At 37.8% G+C, this 16,207-nt stretch carries 18 protein-coding genes and 2 pseudogenes; 6 read left to right on the forward strand and 14 right to left on the reverse strand.

Going from position 1 to position 16,207, the window contains the following annotated elements; all coding sequences use genetic code 11:
* Positions 1–16: 16 nt before the first annotated feature.
* From BOD01S_RS01000 to BOD01S_RS01035, 7 genes are all read right to left on the reverse strand, one after another.
* A complete protein-coding gene (locus BOD01S_RS01000; protein ID WP_036154787.1) occupies positions 17–529 on the reverse strand; it encodes an Imm6 family immunity protein in 513 nt (170 codons plus the stop codon).
* Between the two features lie 15 nt (positions 530–544).
* Complete coding sequence (locus tag BOD01S_RS22400; protein WP_081977959.1) at positions 545–1,057, reverse strand: hypothetical protein; 513 nt, start codon at positions 1,055–1,057, stop codon at positions 545–547.
* Positions 1,058–1,555: 498 nt separating this feature from the next.
* Positions 1,556–2,023, reverse strand: coding sequence for a DUF6985 domain-containing protein (locus BOD01S_RS01010; protein ID WP_036154789.1), 468 nt, complete (start codon positions 2,021–2,023; stop codon positions 1,556–1,558).
* A gap of 273 nt (positions 2,024–2,296) precedes the next feature.
* Positions 2,297–2,752 carry an SMI1/KNR4 family protein gene (locus BOD01S_RS01015; RefSeq protein ID WP_036154792.1) on the reverse strand — a complete coding sequence of 152 codons (456 nt, stop codon included), beginning with the start codon at positions 2,750–2,752 and terminating at the stop codon, positions 2,297–2,299.
* A 540-nt stretch (positions 2,753–3,292) separates the two neighbouring features.
* The gene (locus tag BOD01S_RS01025) at positions 3,293–3,982 is read right to left on the reverse strand and encodes a hypothetical protein (protein ID WP_143815049.1); all 690 of its coding nucleotides are present in this window, start codon (positions 3,980–3,982) and stop codon (positions 3,293–3,295) included.
* A 284-nt stretch (positions 3,983–4,266) separates the two neighbouring features.
* Entirely contained in the window at positions 4,267–4,551 is a 285-nt protein-coding gene (locus BOD01S_RS23155; RefSeq protein ID WP_156117034.1) for a hypothetical protein, read from the reverse strand.
* Positions 4,552–4,583: 32 nt separating this feature from the next.
* Positions 4,584–4,946: a hypothetical protein gene (locus BOD01S_RS01035; RefSeq protein WP_036154801.1), complete on the reverse strand. Its 363-nt coding sequence runs from the start codon at positions 4,944–4,946 to the stop codon at positions 4,584–4,586.
* Between the two features lie 264 nt (positions 4,947–5,210).
* Here BOD01S_RS01035 and BOD01S_RS01040 point away from each other — a divergent pair.
* Positions 5,211–5,465: pseudogene (locus tag BOD01S_RS01040) on the forward strand (LLM class flavin-dependent oxidoreductase); the annotation flags it as partial.
* Between the two features lie 149 nt (positions 5,466–5,614).
* A complete protein-coding gene (locus BOD01S_RS01045) occupies positions 5,615–5,989 on the forward strand; it encodes a DUF5071 domain-containing protein (RefSeq protein ID WP_036154805.1) in 375 nt (124 codons plus the stop codon).
* Positions 5,990–6,006: 17 nt separating this feature from the next.
* Here BOD01S_RS01045 and BOD01S_RS01050 read toward each other — a convergent pair whose 3' ends face one another.
* The 4 genes from BOD01S_RS01050 to BOD01S_RS23500 form a co-directional block, all read right to left on the reverse strand.
* The gene (locus BOD01S_RS01050) at positions 6,007–6,744 is read right to left on the reverse strand and encodes a hypothetical protein (protein ID WP_036154807.1); all 738 of its coding nucleotides are present in this window, start codon (positions 6,742–6,744) and stop codon (positions 6,007–6,009) included.
* Positions 6,745–7,155: 411 nt separating this feature from the next.
* On the reverse strand, positions 7,156–8,262 hold the full coding sequence (locus BOD01S_RS01055; protein WP_036154809.1) for an ABC transporter permease: 1,107 nt from the start codon (positions 8,260–8,262) through the stop codon (positions 7,156–7,158).
* Positions 8,249–8,944 (reverse strand): ABC transporter ATP-binding protein, encoded by a 696-nt coding sequence (locus tag BOD01S_RS01060; RefSeq protein WP_036154811.1) that lies wholly within the window; start codon positions 8,942–8,944, stop codon positions 8,249–8,251. Before BOD01S_RS01060 ends, BOD01S_RS01055 begins: the two co-directional genes overlap by 14 nt.
* A 166-nt stretch (positions 8,945–9,110) precedes the next feature.
* Entirely contained in the window at positions 9,111–9,266 is a 156-nt protein-coding gene (locus BOD01S_RS23500; RefSeq protein WP_218016437.1) for a hypothetical protein, read from the reverse strand.
* 214 nt (positions 9,267–9,480) lie between these two features.
* On the opposite strand from BOD01S_RS23500, the gene BOD01S_RS01065 reads away from it, so the two are divergent.
* The 3 genes and pseudogenes from BOD01S_RS01065 to BOD01S_RS22405 form a co-directional block, all read left to right on the forward strand.
* Complete coding sequence (locus BOD01S_RS01065; protein WP_036154813.1) at positions 9,481–9,702, forward strand: hypothetical protein; 222 nt, start codon at positions 9,481–9,483, stop codon at positions 9,700–9,702.
* 605 nt (positions 9,703–10,307) lie between these two features.
* Positions 10,308–10,931, forward strand: a complete 624-nt coding sequence (locus tag BOD01S_RS01070; RefSeq protein WP_081977960.1) for a GIY-YIG nuclease family protein — start codon at positions 10,308–10,310, stop codon at positions 10,929–10,931.
* Positions 10,932–11,038: 107 nt separating this feature from the next.
* Positions 11,039–11,185 (forward strand): annotated as a pseudogene (locus tag BOD01S_RS22405) (GlsB/YeaQ/YmgE family stress response membrane protein); the annotation flags it as partial.
* A gap of 77 nt (positions 11,186–11,262) precedes the next feature.
* Here the strand turns inward: BOD01S_RS22405 and BOD01S_RS01075 are convergent.
* Complete coding sequence (locus tag BOD01S_RS01075; protein ID WP_036154817.1) at positions 11,263–12,471, reverse strand: MFS transporter; 1,209 nt, start codon at positions 12,469–12,471, stop codon at positions 11,263–11,265.
* Positions 12,472–12,889: 418 nt separating this feature from the next.
* Positions 12,890–13,417, reverse strand: a complete 528-nt coding sequence (locus BOD01S_RS01080; RefSeq protein WP_036154819.1) for a restriction endonuclease — start codon at positions 13,415–13,417, stop codon at positions 12,890–12,892.
* 158 nt (positions 13,418–13,575) lie between these two features.
* On the opposite strand from BOD01S_RS01080, the gene BOD01S_RS01085 reads away from it, so the two are divergent.
* Entirely contained in the window at positions 13,576–14,130 is a 555-nt protein-coding gene (locus BOD01S_RS01085) for an NUDIX hydrolase (RefSeq protein WP_036154822.1), read from the forward strand.
* Between the two features lie 244 nt (positions 14,131–14,374).
* On the opposite strand, the gene BOD01S_RS01090 is transcribed toward BOD01S_RS01085, so the two are convergent.
* Positions 14,375–15,793 carry an anion permease gene (locus BOD01S_RS01090; RefSeq protein WP_036154823.1) on the reverse strand — a complete coding sequence of 473 codons (1,419 nt, stop codon included), beginning with the start codon at positions 15,791–15,793 and terminating at the stop codon, positions 14,375–14,377.
* Positions 15,794–16,207: the final 414 nt, after the last annotated feature.

The raw sequence follows: 16,207 nt of genomic DNA on the forward strand, positions 1-16,207 counted from the left end.
AAATTCCAAGGTATATTTATTTAAAAGCATTAATAAAATCTTCTCTTTTTTTTGGAGGTTCAGTATTTGTAATTCTATAATCATTAATAACTTTTTCCATTTTTTTGATTTCCTCTACTTTAACAAAGCTGGTTTCCACTGCACTATTTAAGAAAATAATAATACTATCGGTATTAATACTTTCTAATGACTGTGGCAAATATTTTACATTTTCATTTTTATAAGCTTCCCAAGAGGTATAAGCTACTGCATCAACTAATAGTGACCAAATTCTAGCAATGCTCAAGTTCTCTTCTTCCTCAGCATATTCTGAAATTCCTGTAAAATCCGCATTATCAATAAGTTCGTAAAGTTCATCCCCAGTAACAGCATGAGATTCAACCCATAACCAACATTTGTCCAAGGCTTCTCTTCCATCTGGATATCTTTCATCACCCTTACTAATTACAGAAAATACTCTTTCTGCTACTGTTAAAACAAGACCAACCCTAGCTTCTTTTTGTAAATTATCAATTAATATATTATGCATAATTACCTCCTTAAATTATTCAATAATTTTTCCATCTTTTAAACTGAAAGATAATAGTCCATTAGTTTTTACACTGTCATCAATCTCAGATGTTACTTCAATTGTTAGATTCGGATATTTTTTGCTAGCCTGATAAAATATACCACTATTTTCAATGGGATAAGGTTTTAGTAATCCCTTACTACACTTATTACATACACCTCTTGGATTAGATTGATGAACTTTAAGCACACCAGTTACTTTCAATGGCTCGATTCCTGCTTTCTTTACAGCAGAATCAAACTCATTTAACACTCCTTCTTCAGCATGTCTTGTGAACTGTGCTAACTTAGGATTTTTTATATGATCATACGGAGCCCTAATCTCCCTATTTGGTAAGATTTTATCCAATGAAGGTAATCCAGCTTCTTTTCTTACTTCTGGTGATCCACCTTCAAAAGTCAAATTTTCAAGTCCTTTTACATTGGATTTTCCAACTGCAATAGTATTAGTTTCCGGAACATTCCACTTATTCCGTAGTGCATCCAACTCTTCTTTACCTAATTGGATTTTTCCATTACCCGTACCCTTAATTGTATTTTTATCCGTACCATGCTGTTTCGCCGCTGCAGGCTTATTACCATTCTGCGGAGTTGAAGTCGTCTGTTTCTTATTACCAGCCGGCCCCGGCGTTGTATTAGGCTTTGGCTTATTTTCTTGTTTCTTCTGGCTCGGAGTGGTCGTGTCTTTTGGTTTTGTAGCCGCTGTTGTTTTTTTAGTAGACTTGCGGCCGAGGTGGCTTTGGTATTGCTGATTACTAGTTTAAAGTCAGCAGCCGATTTAAGGCAATTAAAGGAAAAACCTTAAAAAGCGAATAGCCAGTCGAGGTTAAATAAACAGGTAATTAAAAGAGCTACTACCTCCTATAAAATGTAGCTATAAGTATTCGTTTTCAATATCTATATATTTTTCATTATTCCACCACTTGATTTAGAATCACAATTTTAAATTCTTTCCCTTTCAATCCTTGTTAACAAGTCCCGTTGTTTAGATCGCAACATCCTGGTATCCTACCTCAAACACCTTTTCATCTAATAAACGAAGCCCCAGTCCATTTTCTTCATCCCATGTACAATTAAAAAGTATTCCGATATCACGCTCTTCGTAAATGTCTCCATATGAAACAACAATTCCACCCAACGTAATCATCTCAATAAGTCGGTCGATTGTTTCCACTAAAGGATAATCCTTATTAAATTCAATATCATAACCTACTTCATGTCGCTTTTGTTGATAGTAGTCTAAAATTGGTTTTAAAAAGCTTTGCTGCAATTGTTCCCAATCTTGCATTAATGATTGATATGCCGCATATTGTTCTTCATCAAATTTACCATCCTCATCGCCTTTAATCATAAGTGCTATCTCGAATTCTTTTTCTAATAAATTAATTGTAGTGTCTTTAGACCAAGCATAATCATATTCAAGTTCACCAAAAACTGGATCGTTAATTGTCATTTTTTAAAACCCCTTTTCTCTTTTTAGGAAAATAATCCATGTCCAAACGCCACTACGTTTATCTATGCTGGTACAAGGTATATTGTCTTAACATCATTTAATTCATGTCATGTTAATTTTTTCACTTTGAATCAGGGGGGCCTTAAGGGAAACTAGTGATTCAAACCCTTGTACCTCCAAAACGGACATTTAGGTTTACTCTTTCCTTTATTCATCATTTTCTAAAAAGTTTTGAAAGTTACTCCTCTTCAAACATACAATTTTATTTGATTTTCACTCTTCCAATTGCTCTTCTTCCTCATCTTCAACTAATTTGGTAAAAAAATCAAAAAATGTTTCCCATAGAGTAGGTGGTGAAATGAAAGTCATTGTGCTTATTCTTTTGGTATCTGTTGCATCACACCATATAATCGATGGAGGATTTTGAGTATCCATAATAATTAAACTATTGGGCGGTTCAGCCAATACTACAAAATTCGATGGCAAATTTATAGAAGTTCTAAGTCTAAGTGTTTCATCTACAATGTTTGGCGTAATATGTTCATGCGTAAACGCAAAGCAACTTATTCCTCCTAATAATCCCCCACTGTAAAATTTCGCTATATTTCGAAAATCTGTGGGAAGTTTTAGTTGAAGAATATCTTCAATTCTTTCCAGAGTATTCTCCATAACCCCATCTTCAGGATACAACTGATTATATCTCTCACGTATATCATCTACATTTAACATTGATAAAGCCTCCTGGAAATTAATTTATCTATTTTTTTACCCTATTTCTACAGTATTGGTATTTTCAGAATAAAGTTTGATTAAAAACAACCCGCTGACCTATATTTTTAGTTAAATTAAAAGACCCCGTTTTGAAAAAGTTTGTTCAAAACGGGTTAATTCTTTGTGAAACACTGTGCAATTTTCATAAAAAAGTTTGATCATTTCCTACTGTTGAATATCATTGTTGAAGTAAATACTTATTAATTTAGAGATGTTAAGCATCCATTTTTAAACCATTAAATTCTATTCAAGCACTTTGCCGGTTGTTAAGTCGAAGTTCATTGAAAATGATCTATTTTTTGATTCACCAGTATCATAATTTGTACTTTTATAATTGAATTCCATTATTAAACGATTGTCTCTATTCTCTAATACAACAATATTAATATCAGATACTTCTAATGTATTTGCAAATACGTGGAAAACCAATTTAATATGCTCATTTATTTTATTCTTCGCATCTTCGCTTACGATTCATCCCTTTTAAAATCATTTAATTCAATCGATTAAGTTGCCAGTAGTTAAATCATATTTTAACCGGAACGATTCAGTAACTGCCTCTGATTCCATTGGTGTGACTATATATTTCACTTCTAACAAGAATCGATTATTCTGATTTTCTAGTACAGTAATTTGATATCCAGATACATGTGTGTCACTTGTAAGTGAAACAAAAGCATTTTCTATACTCTGATTGATTTTATTCTTCACATCTTCGTTTCCAAGTTTATGAATCTTCGGTAGATCAAAGTAACCTGTAAAACTACCTTTTTTCTCCCATACAAGGAACGCTCCATTGTTGTTCTGCTTTACTTGCTTCGCAACCAAATCCTTTGGAGCTACTTCATACTTCGAAAGGTTTGACTGTTGTACTCGAACGCCTGCGCCTAGATCATAGATCTTTTTGCCACCTTCATTCGTGATTTTGTACACTCGCCACATAGAATCCTTTTTTGCATTCATATGGAACTGCGCTACACCCGTAGCATCTCTCTTATAAACCTTTACGTCTTTTGTAAAGATAAGTCGACCAATTTGATAGTCGTATAATTCGTTTGTGCCCCACATTACCTTTTCTTTTTGAGTCGAACCATTTGCCAAAGCAGATGCATCAACGAGGTTTCCTGCGATTGGTGAAAATAGCATCATTGCTGTTAGGATACCTGCGCCTATAATACGTTCCTTCATATTTATCTCTCCCTGGAGTTGAATTGAATATAAGTTCAGAAAATCTCTCTTATTGAAAATAGTAAAACCTTTAATAAATGGTTGTTTCCACTTTTTTCTACTATTATATAAAAAGCACATGTAAATGTATATTTCACAAGAAATCTCTTCACAATATGCCCCGTTTGTGGAATAGAAAATATCTTGCCTATCTACACATGAATTGGATCAAACTTTTTTATAAATGATCAGACTTTATTATAAATTAGCGAACTTTATTTCAAAGCCACAATATTCTCGAGTGTCTACACCAAATTTGGAACAATCAATTGGAAATTTAGGATTAGGTTTACTTCTATTATATTGACTGTGCAGTATATCTTGACCATATTGACCAACCCTATGATATCTTGTACTTGCTTCAACCAAAGGCTTCTTGAATCTTGTCCTAATAGATGAAGAGTTGCAAAACTTCCATTGTTTAATTGAGGAGCAAGTCCTTTTTCAGCTGCTTCGGCATTTGTTTTACCAATAAATCTGTTTATCACCAGTAACACGACTAAAATCCCAATCAATATCATTTCGTTCATATATAATATAAGTTTGTTTAGTTCATTTAGGTCTAATTTGAAATTAATTCAACTAACTCTGGATTTAATATAACTTTATGGTATCTCCAGCAATCAGAGTATTCGGTGCCAATTTCGTGGTCATGCAAGCAGACCCTGTTCATTCCATCACAGCCATCAAGACCGCAGCAACCATTTAATCTACTGCCATCTGAATGGTGTTTAGAATTGATTAAATCCTTGATGTTTATAATGATGGAACCTTTTAATATTTGGTAAGCTGTTTCCTGTTGAATTAAATAAAAGCCTCTCGGAATATAATCTTGGCCATCGTTTTTATTAATCAAACTCAGATTTTTTAACTCTGTTAATGGTTCTGAAATTTCTAAATTACATGCTTTACAAATTAGCTTCAACTTGTCGTTTCCTCCTTTTATATAAGTAGTGTTCTAGCCAATGCTGCTAATCTGTTTTCGTTCAACTAAAGCACCTGTCCCATGTTCCACCCCATCGCCCATGGGCCTCTATAAGACAGATTTCAGTAAATCTACGAAGTTCAATTTACTCTCCTTTTTCCATCTTTCAGAAAAAAGGAAAATGCTTTCTCGCTTCTATTATAAAATAAAAGGCAAAAATAAACATATTTCAGTTTACTTTCTCCTTTTTATTATGCGTCCGTGGAATATCACCCAGGTATATTTAAACCATTTATACAGCCGATGCATGTAGATTTATCCGAAGATCCGAATGAACGACCTACACCAATTCGGTTAGGTTACCGTACAGGACGGAATGCACTGATTGAATTGTTGGATTTATACCGAAGCATTGGTGTTAATCACTTATTTCTTGCTCTATTTGATGGCAAGCGTCCAGCCGACGAAGTATTAGATGAACTCGGAGAAGAGGTACTTCCTCATTTCCCAGCATTGTAAAAGAGGAAAATCCGGTACTGTCTGGACAGGCCCGTGCAGACAGCTGCCCTCCTCACATAGCTTGTAATTTTCATAGCAGGCACTCTGTTCATTTTTTATCTTCTTCAAGTCCCATATTTTAGTATACTAAAATAAAAGGAGGAGAAATCATGATTCCTAGAGATAAATTTGATGAACTGGCCATGCTCCGCCTCCAGATGTCCACAAGAGAGGAAATCATCCCGATACTTCCGGAGCTGCTTGTCTGGATTCAAGATATGAATTGGCCGATTGCTGCAAAGATGGCAGAGCTTTTACGGGCCTATCCAGAGGAAACGGTGCCGCATATTAAAGAAATTTTAAAAGGCACCGATTCCATATGGAAATACTGGTGCCTGCTAGAGTTAGTAAAGCCGATGAATCGAGATCATCAGCTAGTATTGAAAGAAGACCTGCTGCAGCTGATCCACCATCCAAGCGACGATGACCGGCTTGAAGAAGTGGATGTGTTAGCTGCAGAAATTCTTAAAATGGTAGTACTGTGAAATAATATAAAGCGGTATTAGAAGATCAGGATTTCAGTTTGACTTTCCTGGCCTTCTTCTACTTTATTCATATAAATAATCGTTTTGCCGTTTTCCTCTAATTTTCCAAATGAAAATTCGACAATTTTAGTTGGGTTTTGCTCTTCCTTCACGAAGGCATGTCCGTTCCATTTGCCTGTCACCTTTTGATCTTCGGAAGCAACGATCTTTGTATTATATGGCAGCTCCCCTGCATCGCTTTGAATTACGCTGCCATCTGCATTGATTGTCAGCTCTTTCATTAACTTGGAAGATGGAATTTCAATTTTCAGCCCCTCATCCGTTTTCGTAATCTTTACATCACTAGCGCCGACTTTGCCAAGCGTCATATGCTCATCTGCGCTAAGTAAAAGATCATATTGTTCTTTTGTAATGCCCAGTTTTTCATCGTAAGGAAGAGGCTCTCCATCCTCCAGGCCGGCAAGTGTTTCCATATACCATTCCTGGTTTTCCTGTAGTGCTGCCTGCATCACTGTAGAAATCGCATTTAATTTTAAATTCATATCCGGCGGTAGACCAACTGCCATCACATCTGCTTTATATGTGCCCTCTTTAAATACGGACGAAGGGTTATCCTCATCAACAGTTGTTGTTTCATTTTCTGCACTCGCTTCTGCAGCCGGTGCTTCCTTTTCTTTTTCCTTGTCAGCTTCTTCCCCGTTGCAGGCTGCTAACAGCATCCCAGCAAAAAGGACTGCCATCCATTTGTTTTTCATGTTGTTCTCTCCTTATGAATCTGTTTACTGCTAAAAGACCCTATTCTTGGCACTTCTATTGCAATACTTCAACCATAACATATTTTCCCTTTTATTTTATGACCGAGATTACCCGCGACTTTTTCCTTACAAAAAAAGGATGTTTTTTTAATATATCGCTATAATAGAATGAATACGGCTGGATTAATAGTTTATATCGCCTATTTAGATTAACTATTGGGTTATACGCAATCGCTATATATGTTTAATATTGGTAACTGTTTAGGTATATATTATTTTATAGAGCAGTTCGATCGCCGGGAAGAGCAATTTATTCCCCGTTTTTGTATTCTTCCCCGTATATTATCAGTACTCTACGCAAAAAACAGCCATTTCAATTACGAGATGGCTGTCCTATTATTTAATGGAATATTAAAGCATCAAGCCTAAAGCAACAACCAGTCCCATGCAGAGAATTACTGGTGCTACAAAAATAACTTTTAGTCTCTTCATAGAGCTGTACCACTGCTCATCCTGCAGTTTCAGCACATTGAAGACCGCATGCCCCTTTACTTCGTACATAACCGACTCAAGCCAGCCTGTCAGCATAAAATAGGAAAATCCAAGCAGCAGCACATCAGCCCAAAACGGTAGTGCAAGATACAGCGGAACCGTTACAAGTACTAACCGCACATAGGCCCACCGATAGCGTTTATTCCGGATAAGCGTTTTGACAAGAAGCTCAGCAGCCGCATCATCTGCATGCTGAAACAGGCGGCCTTTTAGCAGACGCGGTGCTTTTACGTTGTGCTTTTCCTTTATCATGCTTTTTAACTCATTGTTAAAGAAGAAAAGACGGCCAATCCAGCGGGTATGTGCCTTCAAGTCATGCTCCAGCTGCTTTTCGAAATAAGTGCCTGAGCGTATATGGCGCATTTCGATGAACAAAAGCACAAGCAATAGTAACGCTACGAGCAGAAGTGTCCCGAATGCCGCTAGATATAAAATCATTACGCTTAAGCAAGCTGCAACAAACAAACCAAAGGGCCCTTTCAGCCATTTATGTAGATGGCTCCACTCAATACAGGGATTCACGCAGAAATACAACAGCATAGCTAAACCAATCTGCAATACGTCCCCTGCTAAAAGCCCGTAATAACCGAACAGCACTGGCGTTAACAGAAGCAATATCCCCGTGATAAAGACCGACTGCCAGAGGACCGAGTAATAAATTGAAAATCTTTTCAGCCTGCTGAACACTTGCTTATGCTGAATAATGAACAGCCTGTCTGCTGGTTCGATAAATGTCCGCATATAACCGATACTGCCAAATAAAATAAGGACAAAGACAAACAATTCAATCGGTATGTAAACGAAAAAACCAAACTCCCCGCGCAGCACAGTTTCTCTATAGAGAAAATACAGGAACGCACCTGCCGGAATCATTGCATATAGAAGAATCGTCCAGTCGATGATATCCTTCAATAGTTTTAAATGAAATCGCCATTCTCTTTTTAGGCGCTCCTTAAACAGCTGCATTGGCTGCACCCTCAATCAATTCATCAAATAGCTCAAGGAGAGACTGCCCCTCATATCGCTGCATCTCACCCAGTGTCCCCTGCTTCAATACATGCCCGTTATGCATACAAATATAGCTATCACAAATCTTTTCGGCCGTATCTAGTGCGTGAGTGGACATCAAAATAGCCGCACCTCTTTCTTTTTCCTCAGCGACCAGTTGAATAAGTCTTCTCATTGCCTGAGGGTCGAGGCCCATAAAAGGCTCATCCAGAATATAAAAATCATATGTAGGGGTAAACGCCAAAATCAGCATCACCTTCTGCTGCATCCCTTTGGAAAAATGAACGGGATAAAGATGCAGCTTATCATCAAGACGAAATGTTTTGCACAGCTCCGTTGCCCGATTCTTCAGTTCATTTTCATCCTGTCCCACTGTCCGGATCAATAAATCAATATGTTCCGATAATGTAAGGTACTCATATAAAATTGGCCGCTCCGGTACATAACCGTATGTCCCAAGCTGCACCTCCCCGTCAAAAAACGGAAGCGTCTCCATCATCGCCTGGATTGTCGTGCTTTTGCCGGCACCATTCGCCCCGATCAGCCCGATTAATTTCCCTTGTGGAACCGTAAACTGAACATTGCTTAAAATAGACGATGACTCACTATATCCAGCTTTCCTTATGTAAATTGAAACCATACTTATCATCCTTCCTTCCATATATTTACGATTGAGTTTTTGAATAGTTTCATTTTTTTAGTAAGGGTTTTGAGAGAGAATTGCAGAAGAATCTATTAGTTTCTTTACATTTATAGAGATCTTTTTTGCGTTATTTCGTATCAACAAATAAAACAAGCTTGTAGCGCTATAAAAGCAGGAAATTTCTTACCTTTGATAACTCTTCACTTAACAATAATTCCGGTACTGTCAGAAAGCTGCCTGAATTCGCTGCCGTTCGCTTAAGAGCGGCTGGTATTTTGTTATGCCGGCTATAAAAAATAGGAATACATAGACGCCACATACAGACCAAATAAAACAACAGCTGGTAAACCTCATTTTTTCGTCATTCCTTCTACAACCCCTTTCATTCGTTACCCTATCCTCTTATTGAAGGCCCGAAATCATTTCTCTCAAGTTTATCAATCTTCTTTTCTGGCGTTCTATATACGCTGACACCATCATAAATTGGAGAAAATTCACTCAACCTTTTTTGAGGTTACAAGGAGCGCATAAACATGTTATTTGCCATTCATTATTTAGAAAAAAACACGTCTGTACTAAGTCAGTGTTTACAACGTATCCCCCAAGTCAATGAAGATCTTAAAATTAAAGGCCGTAAAGGAAAAGTTGTAGATGTCATTCAAATTGAAGATAATAAATACCACGTCCATGTAGTGTTAGAAAAAATAAATAAGAAGCAACCATTACTCGTAGACGATAAAAAGAAGAAACGTTAATGCGGGGAGTACGGCGCGGATCGTTTACTTTGCGGTAAATAATATAAGAAGGAAAACTATAAAGATTGTCTATGCCTCTCTCCCACCTAAAACGCTATGGCGATATGTAAAAACATTGGTATTTTTGTATCTTACAAAAGGCTTGCAGCTCAGGTGGGAGAGTATCGTCTCGATACAGCTTGTGCATGTATATTTGATATTTGTGAATTCCAAAACCAAGCATAGACTAACCTTGGAATTTTTCCAGATAGGCACGACCTATTAGAGACATATATAATATGATAAAAAGACATCCTCGCGATGTCTTTTTTCTATTTCCCCTTACTTTATTCTTCGTATTTTCATATCCCATTGGACCTTCAATATATAATTTTCGATCGTATCACCTTTCAGTCTGATTCAAATGACATCAAACTTCCACAAGAAAATGATATTCTCAACTAAACATATTCGAAGACACAGCCCCGAGTAAAACACAACACCGCTGGACACAATAACGAAAAAAGGGGCTGATAACGATTATAAAAAAAGCAAAACGGCCGAAGAAAGATGAAAATTCTGCCCTAGTAGTATTCCTCTTCATTCTTGTCTTTGTCGGGCCGTTGATGTGGGGATTCTTTGTCAACCACCCCGTCCTCACTTTCCTTGCAGGTGCCCTAATCACCGGCCTGATCTTTTTTATCCGGCAGGAAGGCAGGAAACAAGCAGAAATGCGGCGGCAGGAGCTGCTCCGCTATAATTCAACCGTGCAGAAGAAGGTTGTCGGGAAGATGCGGGACTGCTTGAACAAGGTCCTACGTCTGGAAAAGCACCATTTATCGAAGGCTGATCGGGACCGCAAGAAGCGGTTGAAGGAGTTGTTCTACGAGTTATATGGCGAAATGGATGCAAGGTATGTGTATATCATTGAGGAGGGCAGTAATGGCTACGTGAAGATTGGCAAGGCCAACGATCCGATGAAACGTGTGGTAAGCGGCCTTGGGGCGAAATCCCCCTATGCCATCGAAGTGCTGCACCTCATCCCTACGCAGGTACCACTGGACGTCGAAAAGTGGTTTCACACGGCCTACCACAAGGAGCGGCTCAACGGTGAATGGTTCCGACTTTCCGATGCCCAGAAAGCGGAAATCCAGGCGGGAGACTATCCAATAGAGCTGCTGGAACTCATCAACAGCAGACCGGACACCGCACCACTGCATCAGCATCTGGGCAATGTCCGGGAATCGTAATTGTAAATATATTAAAAAACCTCAGAATAGAGGTTTTTTTCGTTTCTTTTTACAAAAATATTAGGAGTCACATCGTTTGAAGATTACTACTAGTTGAAGCTTAATACGTCCCAGGTGGGATTATTGGTAATATCATCGGTGCATGGATTGGTGGTATGCTTCTTGGAAGTTGGGGTCCTAAAATTTCTGATTTCTATATCTCCCCTGCTCTCATTGGAGCAACTATACTAGTTTGCATTGTGAAAGGCTGCTAAATAGCAGCCCGAGCTTATCGTAAATCATTAAAAAATGAAGGACTTTGTAGCTAGCAAAATCCTTCACCTTTAATTTATTATTCCATAACATTTCTAACAAACAATTGCTTATTTTTATGAGCAATTGTACTTACTACCGCCAGTAACAACCCTGAAATAACGAATACAATTCTAATTCCTAACAAATCTGCTAATACGCCCATAACAAGAGAGCCGACGCCAAAAATCCCGGTTCCGATAGCACCTAAGGAGGTATAAACAGTTGACAACTGTTCTTTTGACACACTCGTTTGTATAACCGTTTGTTGAGGAATTTTCTTTATTTGTCCAAAAAGCCCTACACAGAGCGACAAAAATAAGGAAATCATTGGAATGCTGTTTAGACTAAATAATATTGTGAATAAGAAACTTAAGAATGAACCGACAAAAATAAAGGTTCCTATTTTCTTTTCAACAAAAGAAGAATATTTAATACAATAAGCACTTCCTAAAATCAAACCTAAAAAGTTAGCTCCATTGATAAATCCCCACCATTTTTCATCAACGTTCAATGCATCGTTGACAAACACATATAAAATAGCGGCTATCCAAACTGTTGCTGCAATGGTTTCCAAAAATTCTATCCAAGCAATTCTTCTTAACACTGGCGTGTTGGATAAAGTTTTCCAACCTTCTTTAATCTTTTCAAATTTCCCCTTTAGCTCGGTTGTTTCATGATTATTCACACTTTCTAAAAGGCAAAGTAATAGGCTGGCCAGTAGAAATAAACCTCCAACTAACCAAATAAGCTGTTGAGAGCTCATAATAATCAGCAATGAACTTCCTACGAACCACATACCTGCTTGTATGACTTGCGTAATAGTTTCCGAAATTCCATTCGCTTGAATGAGATGCTCAGGTTTAACATAGTAAGGAGTCAATGTCTGTCTTATTGGATTTGCACATCCGTCAAAAAAAGCAATCCATCCTATTATTAGAAAGATAAAATAATAATTATCTCCTGTTAAACCAATTAACATAAACCCAAGTATAAGGAGTAAGATCGTTTTTGCAATCTGTGACCCGGCAAGTAGCCATTTAAGATTTAATTTCTCCACCAAGAGAGGTGTCAACAGACTGGATATAAACATAGAAGAAGCAATCGTAAACGGCACAAACGATGCTGCAATGGCAGAACCTGATAATACAAAAATTGTACTTATAACACTGACTATATATAATACATCGCCTATATTAGCGAGTGATTGACCCAATAGTAATAAAGAAAAATTTCTATTCAATTTCATTATATATCCCCCGATATTTCATTTGAATTATGGCTTACCAGGGGAATATTAGATTGGACTATTCATTAAACTTTGACCCCTTTCATATACGGGACAAATCTGGGGGATTTAGATTTATCACAGGTTTTTCATCTCCAATAAACATTTATATAAACACTAATATAATTCAAACATATAAAATAACAATATATATAAAATTAACTATAAACTAATCTCTTTGTTAAAGTAACTTACTTACGTTAGTTGAGTCAAAAAGTTCCTCAAAGCGTCGTTTGGTAAAATTTTATAAAAATTTTCCATTCAATAATCTGGCCTGATTCTTCTTACCACACAAAATACTTCATTTTCCATAATGGCTCCGACCACATGCAGTGATTTTTTCATATTGATTACCTTTACGTTCTTATCATTCCAAGCATTACGAAAATTTAGCCTGCGCGTCCTTCTCCTGTATCATCCATGTAATCAATTCGTCCCGGTCGATTAAACGGACTTGATTGGATTTAGCTAGATTCACCGCCTGCTGGGTAAAATAATTATTTGTAATGACCCAGCAGACCGAAGCTTGATAGTGCCCCTTTGCAGAAACGATTTCCTGCACTGCCCGAACGCCTACTTTCTTTTTATAGCGCTTCGCCTGCACGACTATTCTTTCATTATTTTTTGTTAAAATGAGATCTGCCCCGTAGTCTCCTGCTGCCGGCGTCATTTGTACCGCGAAACCCTGCATCTTTAATAAGCTCTTCAAGTAATTTTCAAAAGTAATACCGCTCATCTCATCCACTTCAAAAATGCCTGATCTTCTGAGTTTCTTCTCTTTTTGCTTTTCAGCGTAGATTTTAATGGCTTGAACAATGATTAAAATGAAAACGATGATGAAAATGTAATGTAGATTCGGCTTAATCCCCTGCCAAAATGATTCTATGATAACTATTAATAAATCCATGCCTGCCTCCCGTAATTATTCATTTGCATTAAAATGGTAAATTTTATATATTATAGAATAAACAATAGGTACAGACAAGTTTCAAAAGGATTTTATACCACCTGCAAACCCTATGCAGGAAGGAGTTCGTATGTCTATTTAACCCCTAGGAGGAAACGATGAAGAAATGGAAAACGCTAAAAACTGAGTATATACATAAGTCGCCGTTTGGGCATATTCGAAAAGATATATGTGAACATCCTAATGGAATAGTAATTGATGATTATTATGTAAATGAATATGCAGATTGGGTGAATGCTGTTGTGCTGACAAAGGATAATCAAATGGTCCTTGTTGAACAGTATAGATATGCAGGAGCGGACTTTTTCGTTGAAGTACCTGCCGGAAAGACAGAAGGAAATGAAACTCCTGAAGAAGGTTTACTACGAGAGATCAGAGAAGAGACAGGCTTTATTTCTTCGAAGCCGCCTATTCTTTTGGGCGAATTCATGGTCAACCCAGCTATACAAAACAACAAAGTCAAAACTTACCTGCTGTTAGATGCCTATAAAGAATTTGAGCAAGCCCTTGATGAGACTGAAGAAATCTCCGTAAAATTGGTGAATTTTGAGGACTTCGCTGTACTTGTAAGAACTAACAAAATTAATACTCAGATGTTTACTATCTCTGCTTACTATATGGCCCGTCATTACTTAACGGAACAGCTAAAATAACGACTTATTAACTGAAACAATCCACTTAAGAGATACGGTCTTTGGACTCTCCAACGCAGACTTTTATAACCAGTCTTAACAAGAATGAAATTGAAAGAGATAATTCCTATTCCATTTAGAAATCATCTTCTAGTAGCTTATACTTATTTAAAAGTAAAAAACGCCCTCCACTCCAAAAGAGTGAAGGACGTCTGTCTATAGTGTGAGCTACCTGTAAGTGCCTGTCCGAACAATGCGTACTATTTTACCAAAGTCCAAGCACTTTCCACCATAGTCCGCCGATACCAAGCCAAATCACAATATGAACGATGGAGATAACAAATCCGATTCCCCACCATTTTTCTTGTGTTACATAGCCTGCACCGAAGAAGACAGGTGCTGGTCCGCTGCCGTAATTCGTTAAACAGCCGAATAAGTTACTGAAAAACGCAAGGATCAGGGCAGAAACCATCGGCGGGGCCCCAGCAGCGACAAGGACGGAAAGAAAGGCACCGTACATGGCACTTACATGGGCCGTATTACTTGCAAAAAAGTAATGGGAATAGAAGTACACAATCACAAGGATGACCAGCGCCAACATCCAGGACGTTCCACCGATGAATCCCTGCACCTTATCACTGAACCAAGGGATTAACCCTGTACTGTTCAAAAACATGGCCATCATGACAAGTACTGAAAACCATATTAACGTGTCCCAGGCGCCTTGTTCCTGCTTAATATCATTCCATGTTAACACTTGTGTAAGGAGTAATAAAGACAACCCTATAAAGGCTGTGACCGTTGCATCAAGATGGAAGTTCGAGCCGAATATCCATAAAACAAGCAGAAGAATGAAGATCCCGATCATATACCATTCATCTCTTTTTAACGGACCCATGGCATCAAGCTTTTTCTTCGCTTCCTCTGTCGCAGATGGCGTTTCTTTAATCTCCGGCGGATAAATTTTGTAAATGAGAAATGGTACGACGATTAAACTGATCAGACCGGGTACGATCGCCGCTGTAGCCCAGCCTACCCAGGAAATAGCTGTCCCCGAAATATCTTCTGCGAGCTTTGCTGCTAAAGGGTTCGCAGCCATTGCCGTTAAGAACATAGCCGAAGTAATCATATTGCCTTGGAATGAGGCGGTCATTAAGAAAGCACCTATTTTTCTTTCTGTACCGTCTCCGGATCTCGAACCATACGTTTCCGACAATGACCGGATAATCGGCAATAAAATCCCCCCGGCACGTGCTGTATTCGACGGCATCGCTGGAGAAAGAATCAAATCACTGGCAATGAGGGAATAGGACAGGCCTAAAGTCTTTTTTCCAAATAGACGAACAAAAATATATGCTACACGTGTACCAAGCCCTGTTTTAATAAACCCTCTTGAAATGAAGAAAGCAATGACTATCAGCCAAATAGTCGAGTTTTGAAACCCGCTTAATGCTTCCTCGAGCTCTAACGTATTGGTCACGATAATAATCGTTAAGGACAATATTGCGATACTTCCCATTGGAAGCGGTTTAAGAATAAGCCCGATAATGGTAGCGACAAAAACGGCAAACAAATGCCATGCCTGTACTTCTAAACCTTCTGGAGAAGGAATGAACCAGATGATTGCCCCTATCAGCACAATAATCAATAAAGGAATGAACTTGACTTCCTGTTTATGCTTCACCTTATAAGCCCCCTCTCAAATTAATGCATCAATATTATGTATAGCCATTATTTTTACTATACTACAATAGTTTAAGACTGATACAAATGAATGTCGAGAATACTGCTTTATACACTTCCAACTAATTGAAACAGAAAATAACTCATCTTCCAATTCTATATTTAGAATAATAAATAGCGGAAATGCAGGTGTAATATAGAGAAGGGATGTATGGAATAATCAGTACTAACTTATAGTTTGAACAAAAAAGAAGCTACTCATTCTCTTCTAAATATTTGAGCTGCGGGATGCCTTTCTACCTTTTTTCAGATTAAAAATTACCGCTCTATAATTTAAAACGCCCCCTTCTATTAGGAAGGAGGCGCAGACATGATGGGCAGCGCAACAAGAGCTACCCTGTATTAAATCTCTCCT

The organism is Lysinibacillus odysseyi 34hs-1 = NBRC 100172, assembly GCF_001591965.1.
In the GTDB taxonomy this organism is placed as follows: domain Bacteria; phylum Bacillota; class Bacilli; order Bacillales_A; family Planococcaceae; genus Lysinibacillus_B; species Lysinibacillus_B odysseyi.